Annotated in this window: 17 protein-coding genes and 1 pseudogene; 11 read left to right on the top strand and 7 right to left on the bottom strand. The window is 72.8% G+C overall.

What is annotated here, in order from left to right; genetic code table 11:
- Positions 1-509 precede the first annotated feature (509 nt).
- On the bottom strand, positions 510-1,094 hold the full coding sequence (locus tag ACFXKZ_RS08815) for a TetR/AcrR family transcriptional regulator (protein WP_379997972.1): 585 nt from the start codon (positions 1,092-1,094) through the stop codon (positions 510-512).
- Between the two features lie 101 nt (positions 1,095-1,195).
- Here ACFXKZ_RS08815 and ACFXKZ_RS08810 point away from each other — a divergent pair, with 101 nt between their 5' ends.
- Complete coding sequence (locus ACFXKZ_RS08810; RefSeq protein WP_379997970.1) at positions 1,196-1,693, top strand: pyridoxamine 5'-phosphate oxidase family protein; 498 nt, start codon at positions 1,196-1,198, stop codon at positions 1,691-1,693.
- Here the strand turns inward: ACFXKZ_RS08810 and ACFXKZ_RS08805 are convergent.
- From ACFXKZ_RS08805 to ACFXKZ_RS08785, 5 genes are all read right to left on the bottom strand, one after another.
- Positions 1,669-2,487: a polysaccharide deacetylase family protein gene (locus ACFXKZ_RS08805; RefSeq protein ID WP_379997968.1), complete on the bottom strand. Its 819-nt coding sequence runs from the start codon at positions 2,485-2,487 to the stop codon at positions 1,669-1,671. The genes ACFXKZ_RS08810 and ACFXKZ_RS08805 overlap by 25 nt on opposite strands.
- Before the next feature lie 125 nt (positions 2,488-2,612).
- A complete protein-coding gene (locus tag ACFXKZ_RS08800; protein ID WP_379997966.1) occupies positions 2,613-3,176 on the bottom strand; it encodes a rhodanese-like domain-containing protein in 564 nt (187 codons plus the stop codon).
- A 102-nt stretch (positions 3,177-3,278) separates the two neighbouring features.
- Positions 3,279-4,505 (bottom strand): homoserine O-acetyltransferase, encoded by a 1,227-nt coding sequence (locus ACFXKZ_RS08795; protein ID WP_379997964.1) that lies wholly within the window; start codon positions 4,503-4,505, stop codon positions 3,279-3,281.
- A gap of 36 nt (positions 4,506-4,541) precedes the next feature.
- Complete coding sequence (locus tag ACFXKZ_RS08790) at positions 4,542-5,918, bottom strand: bifunctional o-acetylhomoserine/o-acetylserine sulfhydrylase (protein WP_379997962.1); 1,377 nt, start codon at positions 5,916-5,918, stop codon at positions 4,542-4,544.
- A 317-nt stretch (positions 5,919-6,235) separates the two neighbouring features.
- Complete coding sequence (locus ACFXKZ_RS08785) at positions 6,236-6,316, bottom strand: putative leader peptide (RefSeq protein WP_379998678.1); 81 nt, start codon at positions 6,314-6,316, stop codon at positions 6,236-6,238.
- A gap of 521 nt (positions 6,317-6,837) precedes the next feature.
- Between ACFXKZ_RS08785 and ACFXKZ_RS08780 the strand changes: the two are divergent.
- The 10 genes and pseudogenes from ACFXKZ_RS08780 to ACFXKZ_RS08735 all read left to right on the top strand — a co-directional run.
- A pseudogene (locus ACFXKZ_RS08780) lies at positions 6,838-7,665 on the top strand (isopenicillin N synthase family dioxygenase); the annotation flags it as partial.
- A 180-nt stretch (positions 7,666-7,845) separates the two neighbouring features.
- Complete coding sequence (locus tag ACFXKZ_RS08775; protein ID WP_379998676.1) at positions 7,846-9,201, top strand: O-acetylhomoserine aminocarboxypropyltransferase/cysteine synthase family protein; 1,356 nt, start codon at positions 7,846-7,848, stop codon at positions 9,199-9,201.
- Positions 9,198-10,040 (top strand): alpha/beta fold hydrolase, encoded by an 843-nt coding sequence (locus tag ACFXKZ_RS08770; protein WP_379997960.1) that lies wholly within the window; start codon positions 9,198-9,200, stop codon positions 10,038-10,040. The genes ACFXKZ_RS08775 and ACFXKZ_RS08770 overlap by 4 nt, the downstream gene beginning before the upstream one ends.
- A gap of 85 nt (positions 10,041-10,125) precedes the next feature.
- Positions 10,126-11,679, top strand: coding sequence for an ABC transporter substrate-binding protein (locus tag ACFXKZ_RS08765; protein WP_379997958.1), 1,554 nt, complete (start codon positions 10,126-10,128; stop codon positions 11,677-11,679).
- A 61-nt stretch (positions 11,680-11,740) separates the two neighbouring features.
- Complete coding sequence (locus ACFXKZ_RS08760) at positions 11,741-12,709, top strand: ABC transporter permease (RefSeq protein WP_379997956.1); 969 nt, start codon at positions 11,741-11,743, stop codon at positions 12,707-12,709.
- Positions 12,706-14,457, top strand: a complete 1,752-nt coding sequence (locus ACFXKZ_RS08755) for a dipeptide/oligopeptide/nickel ABC transporter permease/ATP-binding protein (RefSeq protein ID WP_379997954.1) — start codon at positions 12,706-12,708, stop codon at positions 14,455-14,457. The genes ACFXKZ_RS08760 and ACFXKZ_RS08755 overlap by 4 nt, the downstream gene beginning before the upstream one ends.
- Positions 14,454-15,266: an ABC transporter ATP-binding protein gene (locus ACFXKZ_RS08750; RefSeq protein ID WP_379997951.1), complete on the top strand. Its 813-nt coding sequence runs from the start codon at positions 14,454-14,456 to the stop codon at positions 15,264-15,266. The genes ACFXKZ_RS08755 and ACFXKZ_RS08750 overlap by 4 nt, the downstream gene beginning before the upstream one ends.
- A 72-nt stretch (positions 15,267-15,338) precedes the next feature.
- Positions 15,339-15,821, top strand: a complete 483-nt coding sequence (locus tag ACFXKZ_RS08745) for a (2Fe-2S)-binding protein (protein WP_379997949.1) — start codon at positions 15,339-15,341, stop codon at positions 15,819-15,821.
- Between the two features lie 5 nt (positions 15,822-15,826).
- On the top strand, positions 15,827-16,816 hold the full coding sequence (locus ACFXKZ_RS08740; RefSeq protein WP_379997947.1) for an FAD binding domain-containing protein: 990 nt from the start codon (positions 15,827-15,829) through the stop codon (positions 16,814-16,816).
- Positions 16,813-19,020, top strand: coding sequence for a xanthine dehydrogenase family protein molybdopterin-binding subunit (locus tag ACFXKZ_RS08735; protein WP_379997945.1), 2,208 nt, complete (start codon positions 16,813-16,815; stop codon positions 19,018-19,020). The genes ACFXKZ_RS08740 and ACFXKZ_RS08735 overlap by 4 nt, the downstream gene beginning before the upstream one ends.
- Here the strand turns inward: ACFXKZ_RS08735 and ACFXKZ_RS08730 are convergent.
- Positions 18,988-20,610, bottom strand: coding sequence for an ATP-binding protein (locus tag ACFXKZ_RS08730; protein ID WP_379997943.1), 1,623 nt, complete (start codon positions 20,608-20,610; stop codon positions 18,988-18,990). The two genes, ACFXKZ_RS08735 and ACFXKZ_RS08730, sit on opposite strands and share 33 nt — an antisense overlap.
- Positions 20,611-20,655: the final 45 nt, after the last annotated feature.

Below are 20,655 nucleotides of genomic sequence, written 5' to 3'. Positions count from 1 at the left end.
TGCGGGCGATCCAACCGGTGAAGATCACCACGTGGCCGTCGGCGGTGTCGTCCAGCGCGTCGCCGGGGAGCAGGTCGTCGCGGCCGACCCGAACGGTGACCGAACGCCGGTCGAGGGAATCGGTGTTGAAGTCGGTGCTCGGCAGATGCCAGGCCATCGCGACCATTCCGGAGCAGTCCGTGCGGTACTCGTGCGCGCCGTCGGCGTCCGGGGCGACGGCCTGTTGGTCGTACTCGACCCTGCGGTCGAACCAGTCCTTCGCCCGGGCCAGGACCTCCGAACGGGCGATGGCCCCACCACGCGCGGAGGCGGCCTCGGCCGTCGGTGCGGTGGTCGGGCCGATGGCGGTCGCGGACAGGAGGAGGGCGATCGTCACCCGGGTGCGGACTCGGGTGCGGATCCGGATGTGACGGCGAAAGGCTGCAATAAGGAGCGAATGGTGCATTTCACTAGATTTATTCACAATGCGACGATCTCGATGCATCCTCCGGGGCGTGTCGGCCTGCGGATCAATGGCTCAGTGCCGCCCGGGACGCGGCCAACGCGGCGGCCTCGATCGACCTCGGCGGGGTTCGGCCCGCCCCCAGGTGTCGGCGCAGCGCCGCGTACGGCACGTCGACCAGCGCGAACGTGACCCGCTCCAGGCCCGCCGGCGAGACGCGGCCGAAGCGCGCCCGGGTGTACGCCCGCAACGCCTCCCGCAGCGCGTCGTTGATCCCGGCGGGGTCTCGGCCGAGTTCGTTGGGCCAGTGGGCGACCAGGTCCTCGCGACGGTGGAGGAGCAACACCCGAGCCTGGTCCGGATGCTCCCGGGCCCAGTCGAGCACGGCCCGGATCGCCCGGTCGGCGCCGCGCTCGGGGTCCGGGTCGGCCAGCGCGGCCAGGAAGGGCTCCTGGAAGCGCTGCACGGTGCGCACCCACAACCGGGCGAGCAGCAGGTCGCGCGACGCGAACCGGTGGTACACGGATCCGACCGGCGCCGCCGCCTCGGCGGCCACGGCTGCCATCGTCACCCCGGCGGCGCCGGCTCGCGCGGCGACCCGCAGCGCGGCGTCGAGGAAGTCGTCGTCGCCGAACCTCGGTTTGCGGCCCACGTCCGTCCGCCTCGCCCTCGTGCTTGATTTTTAATGGAACCATGATTCTAGTATGGAGCCATTAAAATCGGGAAAGCGCTGTGAACGATCGGCGGTCGACCATGTCCATCACCCCCACCCTCCTCGACACGGCCCTGCGCATCGTGCGCTCGCATGGGTTGGGCTTTTTGGCCACGACCGACGAGCGCGGCGTGCCCCGGGTGCGCCTGGTGCAGCACCTCGCGGTCGAGGACGACGCCACGATCTGGTTCGCCACCAGTCCGCGCTCGCGCAAGGCGCTCGACATCGGTGCCCGACCGGAGGTGTCGTACTCGGTCGAGGATCGCCCGGCCGTCGCCTACGCGACGTTCTACGCCCGGGCCGAACCGGTCGACTCCGAGCAGGAGTCGACCGCGCGCTGGGACGAGACGCTGCGGCCGTTCTTCCCGGCGGGTCCGACCGGCGGCGACTTCGTGCTGGTGCGCCTGGTGCCGCATCGGGTCGAGGTGCTCGACTTCTCCGCCGGGGTGCACCCGGAGCCCTACGGGCTGGTGCCGGCGATGTCGGTGGTCTCCGGCGCCGGGGCGGGACCGGCTCAGGCAGGGAAGTCGAAGGTGTAGCCCTGTTGGACCAGCCAGGGAAGCAGCTGCTTGAGCGCGGCCAGGGTCTGCGCGCGGTCGCCGCCCGCGTCGTGCATCAGGATTATCCCGCCCGGCTTCAGCTCCTTCTCGGCAGTGGCCAGGATCTTGTCCGCGCCGGGGCGCTGCCAGTCGCGCGTGTCGTCGGACCAGTCCAGCGAGCGCATGCCGTACCCGGCCGCCATCGCGCGTACCTGCGGTGACCAGTCGCCGCCGGGCGCACGGAACCAGTCGACCTTCGTGCCCGGTCCGGCCGCCGCGACGATCTGGTCGTGCGCGGTGGTGATCTCGTACTTGATCCGGGACAGCGGGCGCTTCGCGATGCCCTCGTCGTGGGTGACCGAGTGGTCGCACAGTCGGTTGCCGTCCGCGACGACCTCCTTGACCAGCTTCGGATTGGCCTTTGCGTTCGGGCCGAGCATGCAGAACGTCGCCTTCGCCTTGTACTGCTTGAGCAGCGCGAGCACCTGCGGCGTCCACTGCGGGCTGGGCCCGTCGTCGAAGGTCAGCGCGACCGTGCGCCCGCCGGTCGCGGTCTTGCGCACCAGCGCGTCCGGCACCAGCGGCGCCGGGATCGACGCCTGCGGATCGGCCGCGGTGGGCGCGTCGGACGGTGGCGGACCGACCTCCGCGGACCCCTCGCGCCCACCGGGCTTCGCCTTGTCTCCGGAACCTCCCGAATCCGACGAACACGCCGCGGTCCCGGCGGCGAGCACCCCGGCCACGGCGAGAACGGTCAGACGACGCAGGACACGGCGGGTGGGCAGGCTCGTCACCGGTGACTCCAAGCACTGTTCGGAACTACGGACACATGTCCGAACACGTACGCGGCCAACGGGCGGGTTCCCCACCCGACGCCCATTTTGCGGCGACTTGGCGCGCCCTTTCCCTCGGTGGGAGGTCAGCCGCGGTCGAGGGCGCCGAGCGTGGCGGGCAGGTCGGGGGTCTCGGCGGCGGGGCGGTTGTAGGGGAGTCGGCCGAGTACGGCGGCCATGCCGCAGGTGTTCGTGACGGCGGAGAAGACCAGGCCGGAGCCGATCGCCGCGGACAGCAGGCGCACCTTGGGCGCACGGCGGCCGGCGAGCAGGCCGAGCACCACGAGGGAGCCGGCCGCGAAGCGGACCTGACGCTCCATCGGCCACACCGCGCGGGCGCCGTCCGGGGCGTCCAGGGCGTGGCCCTCGGCGGCCCAGGCCGAGGTGCCGCCGCTCAGGTGCGCGGCCTCGATGCCGGCGGCGGCCAATTCGGTGCGGGCCCGCTCGGAGCGGGCACCGGAGGCGCAGACGATCAACAGTTCGGGGTGCGCTGCCCGCTTGAGCACCGGCACCGCCTCGCGCAGCCGGTCCAGCGGGACGTTGTACGCGCCGGGGATGTGGCCCGTGGCGAATTCGCCGGGGGTGCGCACGTCGAGCACGGTGAACGCGGTCAACCGGGCGCGGACCTGCGCGGGAGCGAGGGCGGTCATGGTGATCGGCCTTTCGACGGCCCGCCCGCCGCCGGGCCGGGGGCCGCGCCGGTGCGTGGCGCGGCTCCCCGGGCTCGACACCGGGTGGGGTGATGGGGAGGACTACCTTCCGGTAACGGTGGGATCGAGCAGGGTGTTCCGGTTCGGCGGCGTATTTCGGGTCGCAGCGGCACGCCCGACCCGCTCCAGGGGTTCGGCACTCCCGACGCGGTCCGCCTGCCCCGCCCGCTCCAGGAGTTCGGCGACCAGGGGTGCCACCTGGTCCAGTTCGAGCAGAAAGCCGTCGTGGCCGTACGCGGAGCGCACCACGCGCAGGGGGCCCGCGTTCGGGATGGCGTCGGCGAGGGTCCGCTGCCCGCTCGGCGGGTACAGGCGGTCGCTGTCGACGGCCGCGACCACCGTCGGCGCGGTGATCCGGGCCAGCGCCGCCGCCACGCCGCCCCGGTCCCGGCCCACGTCGTGGCTGTTCATCGCCTCGGTCAGGGCCACGTAGCTGCCCGCGTCGAAGCGTGCGGTCAGCTTGGCCGCGTGGTGGTCCAGGTAGGACTCGACGGCGTAGCGGCCGTTCGGGCCCTCGCCCGGCTGGCGCTCCCGGCCGAAGCGGGCGGCCAGCTCGGGCTCGCTGCGGTAGGTGATGTGCGCGATGCGGCGGGCCAGGCCGAGCCCCCGCCAGGGCCCGGCCGAGGCCGGCCGGTCGTGGTAGTCGCCGCCGGCCCACCCCGGATCGGCCCGGATCGCGTGCAGTTGCGTCGAGCACCACGCGATCTGCTCGGCGCCGGCCGCCGCCGTGGTGGCGATCAGGAACAGCGCGCCGACCCGCTCCGGATGGGTCACCGCCCACTCCACCGCCCGCATCCCGCCCATCGACCCGCCCACCACGGCCGCCCACCGCTCGATGCCCCACATGTCGGCGGCGGCCACCTCCGCGGCCACCTGGTCGCGAATGGTCAACCGGGGAAAACGACTTCCCCAGGCCCGGCCGCCCGGACCGGGCGAGGCGGGGCCGGTGCTGCCCCGGCAACCGCCGAGTGCGTTCGGCGCGACCACGAACCAGCGGTCGGTGTCCAGCGCCCGACCCGGGCCGATCAGGCCGTCCCACCACCCGGGGGTGGGAAAGCCGGGACCGGCCGGGCCGGCGACGTGGCTGTCCCCGGTCAGCGCGTGCAGGACCAGCACCGCGTTCGAGCGGTCCGGGGCGAGCCGACCCCACGTCTCGTAGCCGATCCGGACCTCGGGCAGCACCTCCCCGGACTCGGTCCACAGCGGTGCGGGCAGGGTCAACGAACGAGGCCCCGGCGGGGCGGGTGTGGGGGGTGTGGCGTGCGACATGGCGAGCGTTCCGTCCGAAGTTCCCGGCTGTCCCGGCTAGTTCGACTGCGCGGCGGCGCGGAATCCGGCCACCAGGTCGGCGCGCAGGTCGGCCAGGCCCTCGATGCCGACGGAGAGCCGGACCAGGCCGGGGGTGACGCCCGTGGCCAGCCGTTCCGCGTCGGTGAGCTGGGCGTGCGTGGTACTGGCGGGGTGGATCACCAGGCTGCGCACGTCGCCGATGTTGGCCAGGTGGCTGAACAGGGACAGCGCGTTCACGAACCGGCGGCCCGCCTCGACCCCGCCCTTCAACTCGAACGCCACGATGGCGCCGGCGCCGCGCGGCAGATAGCGCTTGCCGGCGGTGTACCACCGGCTGCTCGGCAGACCCGCGTAGTGCACGGTCTCCACCTCCTCCCGGCTCTGCAACCACGCGGCCAGCGCACTCGCGTTCGCCACGTGCCGCTCGACCCGCAGCGACAACGTCTCCAGGCCCTGGAGGATCAGGAAGCTGGTCAGCGGCGCGATCGAGGCGCCCACGTCGCGCAGCAGTTGTACGCGCAACTTCGCCGCGTACGCGCCCGGGCCCAGATCCGGCCAGTAGCGCAGCCCGTTGTAGCTCGCGTCGGGCTCGGCGAAGCCGGGGAATCGTTCGGCGTGCGCGCCGAAGTCGAAGGTGCCGCCGTCCACCACGACCCCGCCGATCGCGGTGCCGTGCCCGCCCAGGAACTTGGTCGCCGAGTGCACCACGACGTCCGCGCCGTGCTCGATCGGCCGCAGCAGATACGGCGTGGGCACCGTGTTGTCCACCACCAGCGGTACACCCGCGGCGTGCGCGACATCGGCGACCGCCGCCACGTCCAGCACGTTGGCGCGCGGATTGCCCAGCGTCTCGGCGAACAGCAACTTCGTCTGCGGCCGGATCGCGGCCCGCCAGGCGTCCAGGTCGTCCGGGTCGTCGACGAAGGTGACCTCCACGCCGAGCTTCGGCAGCGTCCAGTGGAACAGGTTGTACGTGCCGCCGTAGAGCGACGCACTGGAGACGATGTGGTCGCCCGCCGCGGCGAGGTTGAGCACCGCCAGCGTGGTCGCCGCCTGCCCGGAGGCCGTCGCGACCGCCGCCACGCCGCCTTCGAGCGCCGCCACGCGCCGCTCCAGCGCGTCGGTGGTGGGGTTGTGGATCCGGGTGTAGATGTGGCCTTCCTCGGACAGGTCGAACAGTCCGGCCGCGTGGTCGGTGTCCCGGAAGACGAACGAGGTGGTCTGGTAGATCGGCACCGCACGGGCCCCGGTGGTCGGATCGGGCTCGGCGCCGGCGTGGACCTGCCGGGTCTCGAAGGACCACGAAGCGGGGTCGTCGGTACGTACGGGGCCGTCGGTGCCCACGGGTTCGGCTTCGACGACGGGCGGCGTGTCGGTGGCTTCGAGAGTCATCGGGAAACTCCTTGCGGGGTAGGGGTGTCGGCGGTGGGCACGGGCAACGGTGGGTGGAGCCGGGCCGATTGCGGGTACGCGGGACCACGCCCCCGGGCGGGCGGCGAACGGGCGTACCGCACCGACCGCACGGCACGCGGCGAAGTGGCCGCGAGACGGGCGTGGTTCGGCCACCCGAAGGCCCGGGCCGAAAGGTGCCCGGACACGGGGGAGCGGAATGCGGGAAGCGGGAAAACGTGGGACGCGGCGGAGCCGGCGGGTCAGCGCCCGGGCTCACACACCGCGCGAACCACCGGGACCGGAACGGTCACCGTGGTTCAGCGGGACATACGACAGGCCATGCTGGTCACGCGCACGAGATCCACGTGGCGGCGACTGACGAGCATGGGGCAGGACATGGCCGCGAGTGTAGGCGGCCCGAAGCGGTTTGCGCCACGGGGTACCGCCCGACGCCCGCCGTCGGTCGGTCCCGGACCCGCGCATCGGCCGCCGACCGGCGCGATGTCCGACCCGTACCCTTACGCGTCGTCGACCGGATGTGACGGAAAGTCCGCTGGACCAACACGCCTTCCTCGTGCTTACATCACGGCCATGTCTCCGCGTCAGGTCGCTTCCGCGCTGCTCGACCCCTTCTGGGTGGGTCGACGAGCCGACCACTTCGACCAGATCTGTCGCTGACCCCTGCGCTCGTGCGGTGCGCTTTCGCGCCGCCGAGCAGGTGTGTGCCCGCCCCCGCGTGACCGATGCCGGTCCGCCGCGCGCCGGCCCGCCCGCGTTCCGCGTCGCCGCCCTCCGGGTCGGCGCGCCCATTCGTACCCGATCTCGCCCCACCCGCCGCGGGTCCGCCGTGCCGCGTTCGGCCCCGTCCCGGGCCGGCGTCCGGCCCGGCGTGCCCGAGGCTGTACCGAGGACCCCAGTCATGGCAACCAGCGCACCGCCCACCACCCTGCCCGTGATCGACATCTCCCGATTCCGCGACCCCGCCGCGGACCCGGCCGCCTTCCTGGCCGAACTCCGCTATGCCGCACGGGAGATCGGCTTCTTCTATGTGATCGGCCACGGCGTCGACCCGGAGCTGCGGGCCCGCGCCCTGGCGGTCTCGAAGCGCTTCTTCGCCCTGCCCGAGGCGGACCGACTCGCGGTGGAGAACATCAACTCGCCGCAGTTTCGCGGATACACCCGCACCGGCACCGAGTACACCGAGGGCGGCCCGGACTGGCGCGAACAACTGGACATCGGCCCCGAGCGGGCGGCGCTGGACCTCGGCCCGGACGATCCCGCCTACCTGCGGCTGATCGGCCCCAACCAGTGGCCGGCCGCGCTGCCCGAACTGCGCGAGACCGTACTCGCCTGGCAGGCCGAGGCGTTGCGGGTCAGCCGCGAGGTGCTGCGGGCGCTGGCCGCCGCGCTCGGCCAGGACAGCGGCTACTTCGACGAGTGGTTCGACGAGGAGGCCGCGGTCCACGTCAAGGTGGTGCACTATCCGGGGCGGCCCAGCGCCGACGTCGACCAGGGAGTGGGCGCGCACAAGGACTACGGCTACCTTGCGCTGCTCCAGCAGGACGAGATCGGCGGCCTCCAGGTGCAGGCCCGGGACGGTTCCTGGATCGACGCGACGCCGCTGCCGGACGCGTTCGTGTTCAACATCGGCGAGATGCTGGAAATCGCCACGCGCGGCTACCTACGGGCCACCCGGCACCGGGTGGTCGCCCCGCAACCGGGCGTCGACCGCTACTCGTTGCCGTTCTTCCTCGGCCCACGCCTGGACGCCGTGGTCGAACCGCTGGACCTGCCCGCCGAGTTGGCCGCCGAGGCCGACGGGGTCACCGAGGATCCCACCAATCCGCTCAAGCCCGCCTACGGGGAGAACGCGCTGATCGGGTGGCTGCGGTCGCATCCGCGCGTGGTCGAGCGGTGGTGGTCGGACCTGCTTCCGGACGCCGCCGAACCGACCAACCCCCGACCGGCCTTCGAAACCCTCCAGGTGCATGCCGGGGCCCGCCCCGACCCGGCCACCGGCGCCCGCGCCGTGCCGATCTACCTGACCAGCAGTTACGTCTTCCGCGACGCGGCGCACGCGGCCGACACGTTTGCGCTCACCGACCTGGAGACACACGCGTACACCCGGCTGTCCAACCCCACCACCGCCGTGGTGGAGGAGCGCATAGCCGCACTGGAAGGCGGCACCGCCGCGGTGGCCGTGGGCAGCGGTCAGGCCGCCACCACCCTCGCGCTGCTCAACCTGGCCCGCGCCGGCGACCACCTCGTCGCGGCGGCGTCCCTGTACGGCGGCACCCGCACCCTGCTCGAACACACCTTCGCCGACCTGGGTATCGAGGTGACCTTCGTCGACGACCCGGACGACCTCGACGCCTGGCGCGCCGCGATCCGACCGGCCACGAAGGCGCTGTTCGGCGAGAGCGTCGGCAACCCGCGCGGCAACGTGCTCGACCTGGCCGCCGTCGCGGAGATCGCGCACACCGCGGGTGTCCCGTTCGTGGTCGACAACACGGTGCCCACGCCCTACCTGCTCCGCCCGATCGAGCACGGCGCCGACATCGTCGTGCACTCCACCACCAAGTTCCTCGGCGGTCACGGCACCGCGATCGGCGGGATCGTGGTTGACGGCGGCACCTTCGACTTCGGCGCGCACGCCGACCGCTACCCGGGCCTGGTCGCGCCCGACCCGACCTATCAGGGCCTCTCCTTCTGGGAGCGGTTCGGCCCGGACCGGATCGCCTACGCGCTGCGCCTGCGGGTACGGCTGTTGCGCGACCTCGGCCCGGCGGTGTCGCCGCTGAACAGCTTCCTGCTGCTCCAGGGCATCGAGACGTTGTCGCTGCGCCTGGACCGGCACACCGCCAACGCCGAGCGGGTGGCGGCCTGGCTCGCCGCGCGCCCCGAGGTGGTGCGGGTGGACCACCCGAGCCTGCCCACCAGCCCGTGGCACGCGGCGGCTCGGCGCTATCTGCCGCGCGGCGCGGGGGCGGTGTTGTCGGTGGACCTGGCCGGCGGCCTGCCGGCCGGGCGGCGCTTCGTCGAGGGACTGCGGCTGTTCAGCCACCTGGCCAACATCGGCGACGCGCGCAGCCTGGCGATCCACCCCGCGTCCACCACCCACGCACAACTGGACCCCGAGCAGCGGCTCCACGCGGGGGTCACCCCCGGTCTGGTCCGGTTGTCCGTCGGCCTGGAGGGTATCGACGACCTGCTCGCCGACTTGGAAGGCGGGTTGTCGGCCGCGGCGGCCGGCACCGACACCTTCGCGGAGGGCACCCGATGACCACCCGTCAGGCCGTTCACGAGAGCCGGATCCGCGGTGCCCGCGGCGAGTTCCACCTGCGCGTGTGGCCCGTCGAGGGTGAACCCGTCGCGGTCGTGCTCTTCCTGCACGGACTCGGCGAACACGCCGGCCTGCACGAGCCGTTGGCACATCGACTCAACGCCGACGGGATCGAGGTGTGGGCCCCCGACCAGATCGGCCACGGCCTCAGCGACGGCACCCGGGTCCTGGTCGAGAGCCTGGACGCGCTCGCCGACGACGCCGAACTGGTCCTGGCGCGGATCACGGCGGGCCGCCCCGGCGTACCGCTGATCCTGGCCGGCCACTCGCTCGGCGCGGCCGTCACCCTCCTGCTCGCGGGCGAGCGGGTCGCCGCCGGGTCCGCCCGCGCGCTGGTCCTGGCCGGCGCCGGGACCGGGTTGTCGGCGGGCGAGAGCGGTCTGCGCGCGCTGCTCGCCGAACACGACATCGACCCGATGTCGCTGCGCAAGGACCCGAGCGAGCTGTGCGGAAACGCCGAGTACGCCGAACGGTTGCGCAACGACCCGCTGGTCTGGTCCGGCGGCCTGCGCCCCGAGACGCTGGACGCACTGGAAGCCGGCGGCGAGCGGATCGCCGCACTGATCGCCGGCGGCACGATCACCCGTCCGGTGCTCTTCGTCCACGGCGAGGCCGACGACCTCGCGCCCGCGAGCGCGGTCCGCGCCGCCGCCGAGACACTGCCCGACGCCCGGGCCCGGATCTTCCCCGGCGACCTGCACAACGTGCTCGCCGAACGCGACAGCGACCAAGTACACGACGAAATCGCCGAGTTCGTGCTGACCGCAGCTCGCGGCTGAGCCCTCGGTCCGACTCCGAGGGCTGTACGCCCCCGCCACGTCACGTCACCCCGCACCACCCCACCCGCAAGGAGATCGATCCACCATGCGCCGCTCCGCGCTCCGCATCGCCGCCGTCCTCGCCCTGGCCGGACCGGTCCTCGCCGCGTGCGGCTCCGGCGGCACCCCGAACCCCGCCGCCAACGGCGCCAACACCCAGGCCCCGGCGCCCGCGGACAGCGCGCTCGACCCGAACGCCACGGCCCGGGTGCGGCTGGTCCTGGAACCCACCAGCCTCAACCTGACCACCACCGCCGGCGTCGCGCTGGAACAGGTCCTGCTCGACAACGTCTACCAGGGCCTGCTCGGGGTCGACACCAACGCCGACAACAAGATCGTGCCCGCCCTGGCCTCCGGCTTCGAGACGTCCCCCGACGGCCTCACCTACACCTTCCACCTCGCCCCCGGCGCCGCCTTCCACGACGGCTCGCCGGTTACCGCGGAGGACGCCGTCTGGTCGCTCCAACAGGTGCTCGCGCCCGGCTCCAAGCAGCCGAACGCCAAGACCCTGGCCACGATCGCGGGCGTCGCCGCACCCGACCCAGCCACCGTGGTGATCACCCTCAAGCAGCGCGACACCAACCTCACCTGGGCGCTCACCCAGCGTCAGGGCGTGATCTACAAGAAGGGCACCGACTTCGCCAAGCTGGACACCACGGAGAACGGCACCGGCCCGTTCAAGCTGGACGGCTGGCAACGCGGCTCGGCGATCACCCTCGTGCGCAACGACGCGTACAAGGGCGCCAAGGCGAAGGTGGCCAAGGTCGTGCTCAGCTACATCCCCGACCGCAACGCCGCGAACAACGCGCAGGCCACCGGCCAGACCGACATCGAGACCGCCGCCGAGGCCACACTGCTCCAACCCTTCACGGGCAATGACAAGTTCACCGTGCTGCGCGGCACCACCACCGACAAGTACACGCTGGCGATCAACAACGCCAAGGCGCCGCTGAACAACCCGGCCGTGCGGCACGCCATCCGGCGCGCGATCGACAAGGACGCGCTGATCAAGTCCCTCGGCGGGGCGGGAGTTCGGCTCGGCGGCCCGATACCCACCTCCGACCCGGGCTATCAGGATCTGACCACGATCGACCCGCACGACGCGGCGGCGGCGAAGAAGGCACTCGCCGACGCCGGGGTCACCGATCTCAAGCTCACCCTGAAGATCCCCAACATCTACCCCGCCGCGATCGGTGACGTCCTGGTCTCCAACCTCAAGGACGCCGGCATCGAACTCACGGTCAAGCAACAGGAGTTCACCGCCTGGCTGAGCGAGGTCTACACCGCGAGGGACTACGACCTGAGCCTGGTCAACCACGCGGAGCCGCACGACGTCGGCAACTTCGCCACCCCCGGCTACTACTTCGGCTACGACAACGCGCAGGTGCGCGACTGGTACACGCAGGCCGTGGCCGCGCCCGACGAGCGCACCCGCACCGACCTGCTCGCCCGGGTCGGCCGCCAGGTCGCCGAGGACGCCGGCGCCGACTGGCTGTTCCAGGCCCAGACGCTGACCGTGGTGCGCAAGGGCGTCAGCGGCGCACCCCAGCACCACACCAGCAGCCGACTCAACCTCGCCGGCATCGGGATCGGCAAGTGACCTCGCGTCGGGGGCCGTCGCACGACGGGTCGTCGCGGCACCGGCCGGATCGGGGTCGGGCATGACCGTGTTCGTCGTGCGCCGGCTCGGACTGCTCGCGCTGTCCCTGCTCGGCGCGAGCATCCTGACCTTCGCCCTGCTGCGACTGCTCCCCGGTGATGCCGCCGCCTCGGTCGGCGGCATCACCGCCGACAAGGCACAACTCCGGGCCATCCGGCACGACTTGGGCCTGGATCGACCGCTGATCGTGCAGTACTGGACCTGGCTTACCGAGGTGCCCACCGGCGACCTCGGCCACTCACAGCTCAACGGCTCCTCGGTGACCGGCGAACTCGGCGAGAAACTACGGGTCACCGGCCCGCTCGTGCTCGGCGCGCTGCTCCTGGCGCTCGCCTTCGCGGTACCGCTGGGGATGCTTGCGGCCGTGCGCCGAGAGCGGCGCGACGGTACCGCGATCAGCGTGGCGAGCCAGCTCGGGATTGCGCTGCCCACGTTGTGGGTGGGCCTGTTGCTGATCCTGCTGTTCGCCGTGCAGACCCCGCTGCTGCCCGCCCAGGGCTTCCCCGTGGACGGTTGGACGGATCCCGGCGAGGCGAGCCGCAGCCTGGTGTTGCCGACGCTGACCCTCGCCCTGTCCGAGGGCGCGGTGCTGCTGCGCTTCGTCCGCTCGGCCACGCTCGACGTGCTGCACCGGGACTACCTGCGTACCGCGCGCGCCGCCGGGCGCACCCGCACCGGCGCGTTGCTTCGGCACGGGCTGCGCAACGCGGCCGGGCCGGTGTTGTCCATGCTCGGCGTACAGGTCGCCGCCCTCCTGGTCGGCGCGATCGTGGTGGAGAAGGTGTTCACCCTCCCCGGCGTCGGCTCGATGCTGGTCGCCGACGTGGGCAACCGGGACCTGGTCAAGGTGCAGGGCGAGGTGATGCTCCTGGTGGCGATCGTGCTGTTCGTCGGCTTCCTGGTGGACATCGCCCAGCGGCTGATCGACCCGCGCCTGGCGGACGTTCGGGTCCGGGAGGTGTCCGGATGAGGGCGCGCATCGCCGTCGGCGCGGCTTTGCGTGCGCTGCTGCGCGACCGTAACGGCCTGATCGGCGGCACGTTGATCGCGATCCTGGTCGGCGCGGTGCTGCTGTCGCTGGTGTGGACCCCGTACGACCCGACCGCCGTCGACCCGAACTCGCCCTGGCTGCTCCCGTTTTCGCACGGGCACGTGCTGGGGACCGACATGCTCGGGCGGGACCAGTTCAGCCTGATCCTGGTCGGCTCCCGGGAGACGCTGGTGATCGCGCTCGTCTCGGCGGCGATCGCCGCCGCGCTCGGCGTGCCGCTGGCGCTGGCGGCGGCGCTCGGGCCGCGCCGGGTCGCGGCCGGGGTGGTGCAACTGGTCGACGTGGCCATCGCGTTCCCGGCGCTGCTCACCGCGATGATCCTGGCCGCCGTGTTCGGCGGATCGGTATGGACCGCCGCGAGCGCGATCGGCGTCGCGTTCGGGGTACACCTGGCCAGGATCGCCCGGGCCGAGATCGAGCGGGTGGCCGGCACCGACTACGTCCTGGCCGCCGCCGCGAGCGGATCGAGCACGTGGCGCACCATCCGGCGGCACATCCTGCCGAACATCGCGCCGACCCTGCTCGTCCAGCTCTCGCTGGTGATGGCGGTGGCCTCGCTGACCGAGGCCGCGCTGTCCTACCTCGGATACGGCAGCCCCGCGCCCGCCGTGTCCTGGGGCCGGATCCTGCACGACCAACAGCCCTACATCGCGGCCCGGCCGTTGCTCGTGGTCTGGCCCGGACTCGCCGTCGCACTGACCGTGCTGGGCTTCAACCTGCTCGGCGACGCGCTACGGGACGCGACCGATCCGCGCCTGCGGCACGGGGGACCGGGGCCGCTCGCCAAGGACGAGGGCGAGCGCGCGGTGCGGGCGATGCGCACGCTCGCCGAGGTCGACGGCGCGCTCCTGGAGATCACCGACCTCACCATCCGGATCGCCGGCCGCACCGTGGTGGACGGCGTCGACCTGACCCTCGCGCCCGGCGAACGGCTCGGCCTGATCGGCGAGTCCGGGTCCGGCAAGTCGCTCACCGCGCTGGCCGTGCTCGGCCTGCTGCCCGAGGGCGCCCAGGTCACCGGCAGCATCCGGCTCGACGGCGCCGAACTGCTCGGCCGCTCCGAGCGCGAACTCGCCCGCATCCGCGGCGATCGGGTCGCCATGGTCTTCCAGGAACCGCTCACCGCGCTCGACCCGACCATGCGTATCGGCCGGCAGATCGCCGAACCGCTGCGTCTGCACCGGGGCATGACCCGCCGTCGGGCCGACGAGGCGGCGATCGAGCTGGCCGCGCGGGTGGGCCTGCCGGATCCGGCCGACCTGGTCCGGGCCCGGCCGCACCAGCTCTCCGGCGGGCAGCGCCAGCGGGTGGGCATCGCGATTGCCCTGGCCTGCCGACCGGCGCTGCTGATCGCGGACGAGCCGACCACCGCGCTGGACGTGACCGTGCAGCGGGACATCCTCGCGCTGCTCGACGAGCAGGCCCGGGAGCAGGGCACCGCGCTGCTGTTCATCACACACGACCTCGCGGTGGTGTCCTCGGTGAGCGATCGCATCGCGGTGCTGCGCGGCGGGCGCACGGTCGAACAGGGCCCGCTGGAGACGATCCTGCACGACCCGCGCGCGCCCTACACGCGCGCGCTGCTCGCCGCCGCGCGGGCGACGGCGTTCGTGCCGATCGAGACGCCGACCGAGATCGTCACCGATTCCGTGGAGGCCGCGTCGTGACCACGCCCGCCGTACTGCTGCGCGCCGAGGGGCTGACCCGGACCTACCGGCTGCCGCGTCGTTCGTTGTGGGCCCCACCCGGGCGGCGGTACGCGCTGCGCGGGGTGGATCTGGCGCTGGCCGAAGGCGGCGCGCTCGGCGTGGTCGGCGAGTCCGGCGCGGGCAAATCCACCCTGATCCGGCTGCTGCTCGGCCTGGACCGGGCCGACGGCGGCACGGTCCACTACCGCGACCGCGAGGTCCGTCCCGGACCCGCCCGCACCCTGGCCTGGTTCCGGCGCGAGGTGCAGATCGTGCTCCAGGACCCGATGAGCTCGCTCGACCCTCGCGCGTGCGTGCGCGACATCGTGGCCGAACCGCTCGAATGCCTGGGCGTCGCCGGCGACCACAACGCGCGCGTGGACGAGGTACTGGCCGCCGTCGGCCTCGACCCCGACACCCGGGGCCGCTACCCGCACGAGTTCTCCGGCGGCCAACGGCAGCGTGTCGCCATCGCCCGAGCCCTCGCCCCGGACCCGCGCGTACTGGTCGCCGACGAGCCGGTCAGCGCGCTCGACGTGTCCGTCCGGGCGCAGATCCTGGACCTGCTCGGCGACCTCAGGACCCGGCTCGGCCTGTCCCTCGTGCTGGTCTCGCACGACCTCGGCGTGGTGCAACACCTGTGCGACGAGGTCCTGGTCCTGAAGGCGGGCGAAGCCGTCGAGGCCGGCCCCACGGCGCGGGTCCTGGGCAGCCCGAGCCATGCGTACACCCGCGACCTGCTCGCGGCGATCCCCACGTTGCCCGCGCCGAGGGAGTCGGCCGTGTAGCGCGCCCGGCGGGTGGGTAGCAGCGCTGATCCCGGGTCGGCACGGCCCGGGTGCGCCCACCCCGGAGGGACCATGTCGATCGAGCCCGCCGCCGACGAAGTCGAACTGCGGGTCAACGGGGACCCGCGCCGGATCCGCGTCGACCCGCGCATCACCCTGCTGGACGCGCTGCGCGACGAGTTCGGGCTGACCGGCCCGAAGAAGGGCTGCGACCTGGGCCAGTGCGGCAGTTGTACCGTGCTGCTCGACGGGCGCCGGATCACCTCGTGCCTGACCTTCGCGGTGATGCACGACGGGCGCGAGGTGACCACGATCGAGGGCCTGGGCGGTGACCCCGAAGGGGAGTTGCACCCCGTACAGCGGGCGTTCGTCGACCACGACGCGTTCCAGTGCGGCTTCTGCACCCCCGGGCAGATCATGGCCGCGGTCGCGCTGCTCGCCGAGGGTCACACCGGGGACGACGACGAGATCCGCGAATGGATGAGCGGCAACCTGTGCCGCTGCGCCGCGTACCCGAACATCGTCACGGCGATCGCCGCCGCGGCCGGGCGGTGACCGCCATGCGCCCCTTCACCTACACCCGTCCGGACGAACCCGCGCACGCCTGGGCCGAGCTGGGCCCGGACGCGATGTACATCGCCGGCGGCACCAACCTCGTCGACCTGATGAAGTGCGGCGTGGCCGACCCCGCCCGACTGGTCGACATCGGCGGACTGCCGCTGGGCGGGATCGGGCCCGACGGCGACACGCTCCGGATCGGCGCCCTCGTTCGCAACAGCGACCTGGCCGGGCACCCGGTGGTGTCCGAGCGCCTGCCCGTGCTCGCCCAGGCCCTGCTCGCCGGCGCCTCGCCACAACTGCGCAACCTCGCCACACTCGGCGGCAACCTGATGCAGCGCACCCGGTGCGGCTACTTCCGCGACCCGTCGATGCCGTGCAACAAGCGGCTGCCGGAGAGCGGCTGCGCGGCGCTGGACGGCGACCACCGCGGCCATGCGGTGCTCGGGACGAGCGAGCGGTGCATCGCCACCCACCCGTCCGACCTCGCGGTGGCGCTGCTCGCGCTGGGTGCCCGGGTGCGGATCGACGGACCCGGCGGTCCGCGCGTGGAGCCGATCGACACCTTCCATCTGCCGCCGGGGGACACCCCCGAGCGGGAGACCACACTCGCGCACGGCGAGTTGATCACCGGGGTCGAGGTGCCGCTGACGGCACTGGGTGCCCATTCGTACTACCTCAAGGTGCGCGAGCGGGCCTCGTTCGCGTTCGCGATGTGCTCGGTGGCGGTCGCCCTGGACGTCCGCGAGGACACGGTTCACGACGCTCGGATCGTGCTCGGCGGCGTGGCGACCACGCCGTGGCGGGCGGGCGCGGCCGAGACGGCGCTGATCGGCGCGCCGCCGAGCACCGCCGCGTTCGCCCGGGCGGGGGAGGCGGCCACCGAGGGCGCCCGGCCGCTGCGCGACAACGGATACAAGGTCGAACTCATCCGTCGCGTCGTCGCCCGGGCGCTGACCACGCTGACCGCCGTGGAAGGGGACCGCGGATGAGCCCGGAGCAGCCGTGGATCGGCCGACCCCAGACGCGGGTCGACGGTCCGGTCAAGGTCACCGGTACCGCGATGTACACCGGCGACGTGGCCCTGCCCGATCTCGCCCACGCCGTGCTGCTGCAGAGCACCATCGCCAAGGGCCGGATCCTCGACATGGACGTCGTCGCCGCCGAGCACGCGCCTGGTGTGCTGGCCGTGTGCGCCTCCGACGGCTCGCTGGGCATCGGCCCGGTGGCGTCCTTCTATTCGGCGGACAACGGGCCGATGGGTGACGGCCGGACACCGCTGTCCGACCCGGTGATCCACCACCACGGGCAGCATGTCGCGATGGTGGTCGCGGAGTCCCGGGAGCAGGCGTGGGCCGGCGCCGAGCTGATCCGGGTGCGCTATCGCGAACAGGCGCCACTGGCGCGGATCGAGGACGCCATCCCGCAGACCCCGCCGGGCCGCGAGGATGTGGTCCGGGGCGACCTGACCACGGGCCTGGCGGTGGCCGACGCGACGATCGAGGCGTACTACGAGACACCGCCGCAGCACATGAACGCGATGGAGCCGTGCACCACCACCGCGCGCTGGACGGGCAATCGGCTTACCGTCCACGACTCGACGCAGTACGTCTTCGGGGTACGCGCGGCGCTGGCCGAGGCATTCGGGCTGCGGCCCGAGGACGTGCGGGTGTTGTCCGGGTTCGTCGGCGGCGGCTTCGGCAGCAAGGGCACGGTGTGGCCGCACGTATTGCTCGCCGCGGCGGCGGCGCGGCTGGTCGGCCGACCGGTGCGCCTCGCGCTCACCCGGCCGCAGATGTTCACCTCCTGCGGCGTGCGCCCGCCCACCCGGCAGCGGGTGGTGCTCGGCGCGCGACGGGACGGCCGGTTGACCGCGATCGCCCACGACGGCACCACGGCGACGTCCTTCGGGGAGAACGTGGTGGAGAACACCGGCGCGACGACCGCGATGTTGTACGCCTGCCCGAACGTGACGATCCGTCAGCGCATTGCGCGGCTCGACATGCAGCCGCCGACCTTCCAGCGGGCGCCGGGCCGGGCCCCGGGATCGTTCGCGCTGGAGTCGGCCCTGGATGAGTTGGCCCACGAACTGGGCGTCGACCCGGTGGAGTTGCGGCTGCTCAACCACGCCGACACCGATCCCTCGTCGGGGCGGCCGTGGTCGAGCAAACACCTGCGCGAGTGTTACCGCCTGGGCGCCGAGCGGTTCGGCTGGGATCCGAACGACCGCACGCCCGGCACCCGTCGCGACGGCGACGTGCTGATCGGCAGCGGGATGGCGAGCGCGACCCACGAGATGGACCCGGGACGGGCCGCGGCCTACGCCGAACTGCGAGTCGACGGCACCGCCGTGGTGGGCGTCGCCTCGCACGAGATCGGCACCGGGACGTACACCGTCTTCGCGCAGATCGCCGCCGACGTGCTGGGCGTCGGGCCGGAGCGCATCTTCGTCCGGCTCGGCGACACCGAACTGCCCGAGGCACCGCCCTCGATCGGCTCGCTGACCGTGGCCTACGTCGGCCCGGCGATCCGGCGGGCCTGCGAGGCGGTGCGCGACGACCTGCTGGCCGGTGCCCTGGGCGATCCGGAATCGCCGCTGTATCGGCGGGAGATCGGCACGATCGACTTCGGCCCCGACACCTTCGTGGGCGAGCTGTCCCGGATCGGCTCGCCGTCGATCTCGGCGATCGGCCACGCCCATCCGGACGCCGGATCGCCCTACGCCGTGCACTCGTTCGGTGCCCAGTTCGCCGAGGTCGCGGTGGACGCGCTGACCGGGACGGTGCGGGTGCGGCGGATGGTCGGCGCGTTCGACATCGGCCGGGTGATCAATCCGCGCACGGCGCGCAGCCAACTCATCGGCGGGATGACCTTCGGTCTGGCCCAGGCGTTGATGGAGGCGACCACGATCGACCCGCGCCGGGGACACGTGGTCGAACCGCATCTGGCGGGGTATCACCTGCCGGCGAACGCCGATGTCGGTGTGCTCGACGTGCTGTTCACGGATGTCCCGGACCCGCACATCGGCGACGTCGGCGCGCGCGGCGCGGGCGAGATCGGCGTGGTCGGCGCGGCGGCGGCGATCGCCAACGCGGTCTTCCACGCGACGGGGGTGCGGGTGCGCACGTTGCCGATCACCCCGGACCGGGTGGTGGAAGCCGGATCAGGGCTGGGGAGGGGGCACTTCGGCGAGTGACGGGGGTTTCCCGTCGGTGTCGGGCCGTTCGGCCGACGGGAGGGTGAACACGATGCGGGTACCGCCGGTGTACTCGGGGTCCAGCCCGATCGTGCCGCCGTGGAATTCGACGATCTTCTTGCACATCGCCAGGCCCATGCCGTTGCCCGGATAGGCCTCGCGGGTGTGCAGGCGCTGGAAGATCACGAAGATCCGGTCGGCCTGGGCCGGATCGATACCGATGCCGTCGTCGGTCACCGAGATCCGCCACATACCGTCCACCGCCTCGGCCTCGACCGCGACCCGGACCGGCCGGTCCGGCTTGCGGAACTTCACCGCGTTGGCGATCAGGTTCTGCACGACCAGGGAGAGCTGGGAGCGGTCGCCGCGCACGGTGGGCAGCGGATCGTGCCGGACCTCGGCGCCCGCGTCCCGGATGGCCAGATCCAGATCGCCGACCACCGTCTCGTACACGGCGTTCAGGTCCACCGCCGCGTCGGTCGCCGGACCTCGGCCCACCCGGGAGAAGGCGAGCAGGTCGTCGATCAGGGTCTGCATCCGCACCGCGCCGTCCACCGCGAAGTCCAGATAGCGGTCGGCCCGCTCGTCGAGTCGCCCGTGGTACCGCTTGTCCAGCAGACGGCAAAAGCTCGCGATCTTGCGCAATGGCTCCTGGAGGTCGTGCGAGGCGACGTAGGCGAACTGCTCCAGGTCGGAGTTGGAGCGGCGTAGTTCGGTGGCCTGCTCGTCCAGCCGGTGCCGGGCGTCGTGGGAGAACGCCAACTCGTCGGCGAGGCGGCGGCGCATCGCCTCCATCGCGTCGGCCAACGCGCGCAGGTCGGCGGGGCCGGTGGGGGTGATCTCATGTCGAAAGTCGCCCCCTGCCACCGCATTGGCGTCCGCCACCAGTCGGCTCATCGGCCGGGTCACGCCGTGCCGCAACCCCGCGAACACCATGATCGCACCTCCCACGACCACCAGGGCTATCCCGCTGAACACCCATGTGCGCAGGTCGCGGACGTCCTGGAGGTCGGCCCTGGCGTTGTCGCGCTGCCGTTGGAGGCGGTGCAGCTGCTCGCGGGTGGCGGTGCGCAGCGCCGGGTAGGCGGAGGTGTCGGCGACGGCCGCGCGTACCTCCGCCGGCGGCTCGCTCCCGGGCGGGACGGCCAGCACGGGCCGGACCACCCGCTCCTGCCACGCCTGCGCCCGCTCCTGCACCACCCGCAGTTCGTTGCTCGCGGTCGGGTCGTCGCGCAACAACTCGCGCAGTACGGCCGCCTGTTCCTGCTCGGCGGCGCGGCCCGTCGCGTAGCCCTCCAGAAGCGAGGCGTCGCCGGTCCACACGTAGCCGCGCACCGCGGCGTCCTGGTCGGCGTACGCCGTCTCCAGGCGCACGGCGGCGATCAGCGCCGGCGAACTGTAGTCCACCAGCCGCCCGTTCACCGATGTGGAATGGGTGAACACCCACGCGCCGAGCGCGGCCAGCAGGGCCGATACGACCAGCGTCGTGGAGACTCCGACAAGCAGCCAACGCCTGGTGTCCCAGGTGTGCCGCCGCGTTGCGGCCCCCGGCGCCCCCGACCCGGCGCCGGCCCCCTCGTGTCGCTTCACCACACCGTCCCCATCGTGCCCATCGCGCCGAGCCCGCCGGCGGCG

Source organism: Embleya sp. NPDC059237 (genome assembly GCF_042754105.1).
Taxonomy (GTDB): Bacteria; Actinomycetota; Actinomycetes; order Streptomycetales; family Streptomycetaceae; genus Embleya.
The sequence above is the reverse complement of the archived record's forward strand: the minus strand, read 5'-3'. Positions and strand labels throughout refer to the sequence as shown.

Coding starts and splice junctions, on each gene's coding strand:
- ACFXKZ_RS08810 (WP_379997970.1), top strand. CDS start 1,196: ATGTCCATCACCCCCACCCTCCTCGACACGGCCCTGCGCATCGTGCGC.
- ACFXKZ_RS08800 (WP_379997966.1), bottom strand. CDS start 3,176: ATGACCGCCCTCGCTCCCGCGCAGGTCCGCGCCCGGTTGACCGCGTTC.
- ACFXKZ_RS08795 (WP_379997964.1), bottom strand. CDS start 4,505: ATGTCGCACGCCACACCCCCCACACCCGCCCCGCCGGGGCCTCGTTCG.
- ACFXKZ_RS08790 (WP_379997962.1), bottom strand. CDS start 5,918: ATGACTCTCGAAGCCACCGACACGCCGCCCGTCGTCGAAGCCGAACCC.
- ACFXKZ_RS08785 (WP_379998678.1), bottom strand. CDS start 6,316: ATGTCCTGCCCCATGCTCGTCAGTCGCCGCCACGTGGATCTCGTGCGC.
- ACFXKZ_RS08770 (WP_379997960.1), top strand. CDS start 9,198: ATGACCACCCGTCAGGCCGTTCACGAGAGCCGGATCCGCGGTGCCCGC.
- ACFXKZ_RS08765 (WP_379997958.1), top strand. CDS start 10,126: ATGCGCCGCTCCGCGCTCCGCATCGCCGCCGTCCTCGCCCTGGCCGGA.
- ACFXKZ_RS08760 (WP_379997956.1), top strand. CDS start 11,741: ATGACCGTGTTCGTCGTGCGCCGGCTCGGACTGCTCGCGCTGTCCCTG.
- ACFXKZ_RS08755 (WP_379997954.1), top strand. CDS start 12,706: ATGAGGGCGCGCATCGCCGTCGGCGCGGCTTTGCGTGCGCTGCTGCGC.
- ACFXKZ_RS08745 (WP_379997949.1), top strand. CDS start 15,339: ATGTCGATCGAGCCCGCCGCCGACGAAGTCGAACTGCGGGTCAACGGG.
- ACFXKZ_RS08740 (WP_379997947.1), top strand. CDS start 15,827: ATGCGCCCCTTCACCTACACCCGTCCGGACGAACCCGCGCACGCCTGG.
- ACFXKZ_RS08735 (WP_379997945.1), top strand. CDS start 16,813: ATGAGCCCGGAGCAGCCGTGGATCGGCCGACCCCAGACGCGGGTCGAC.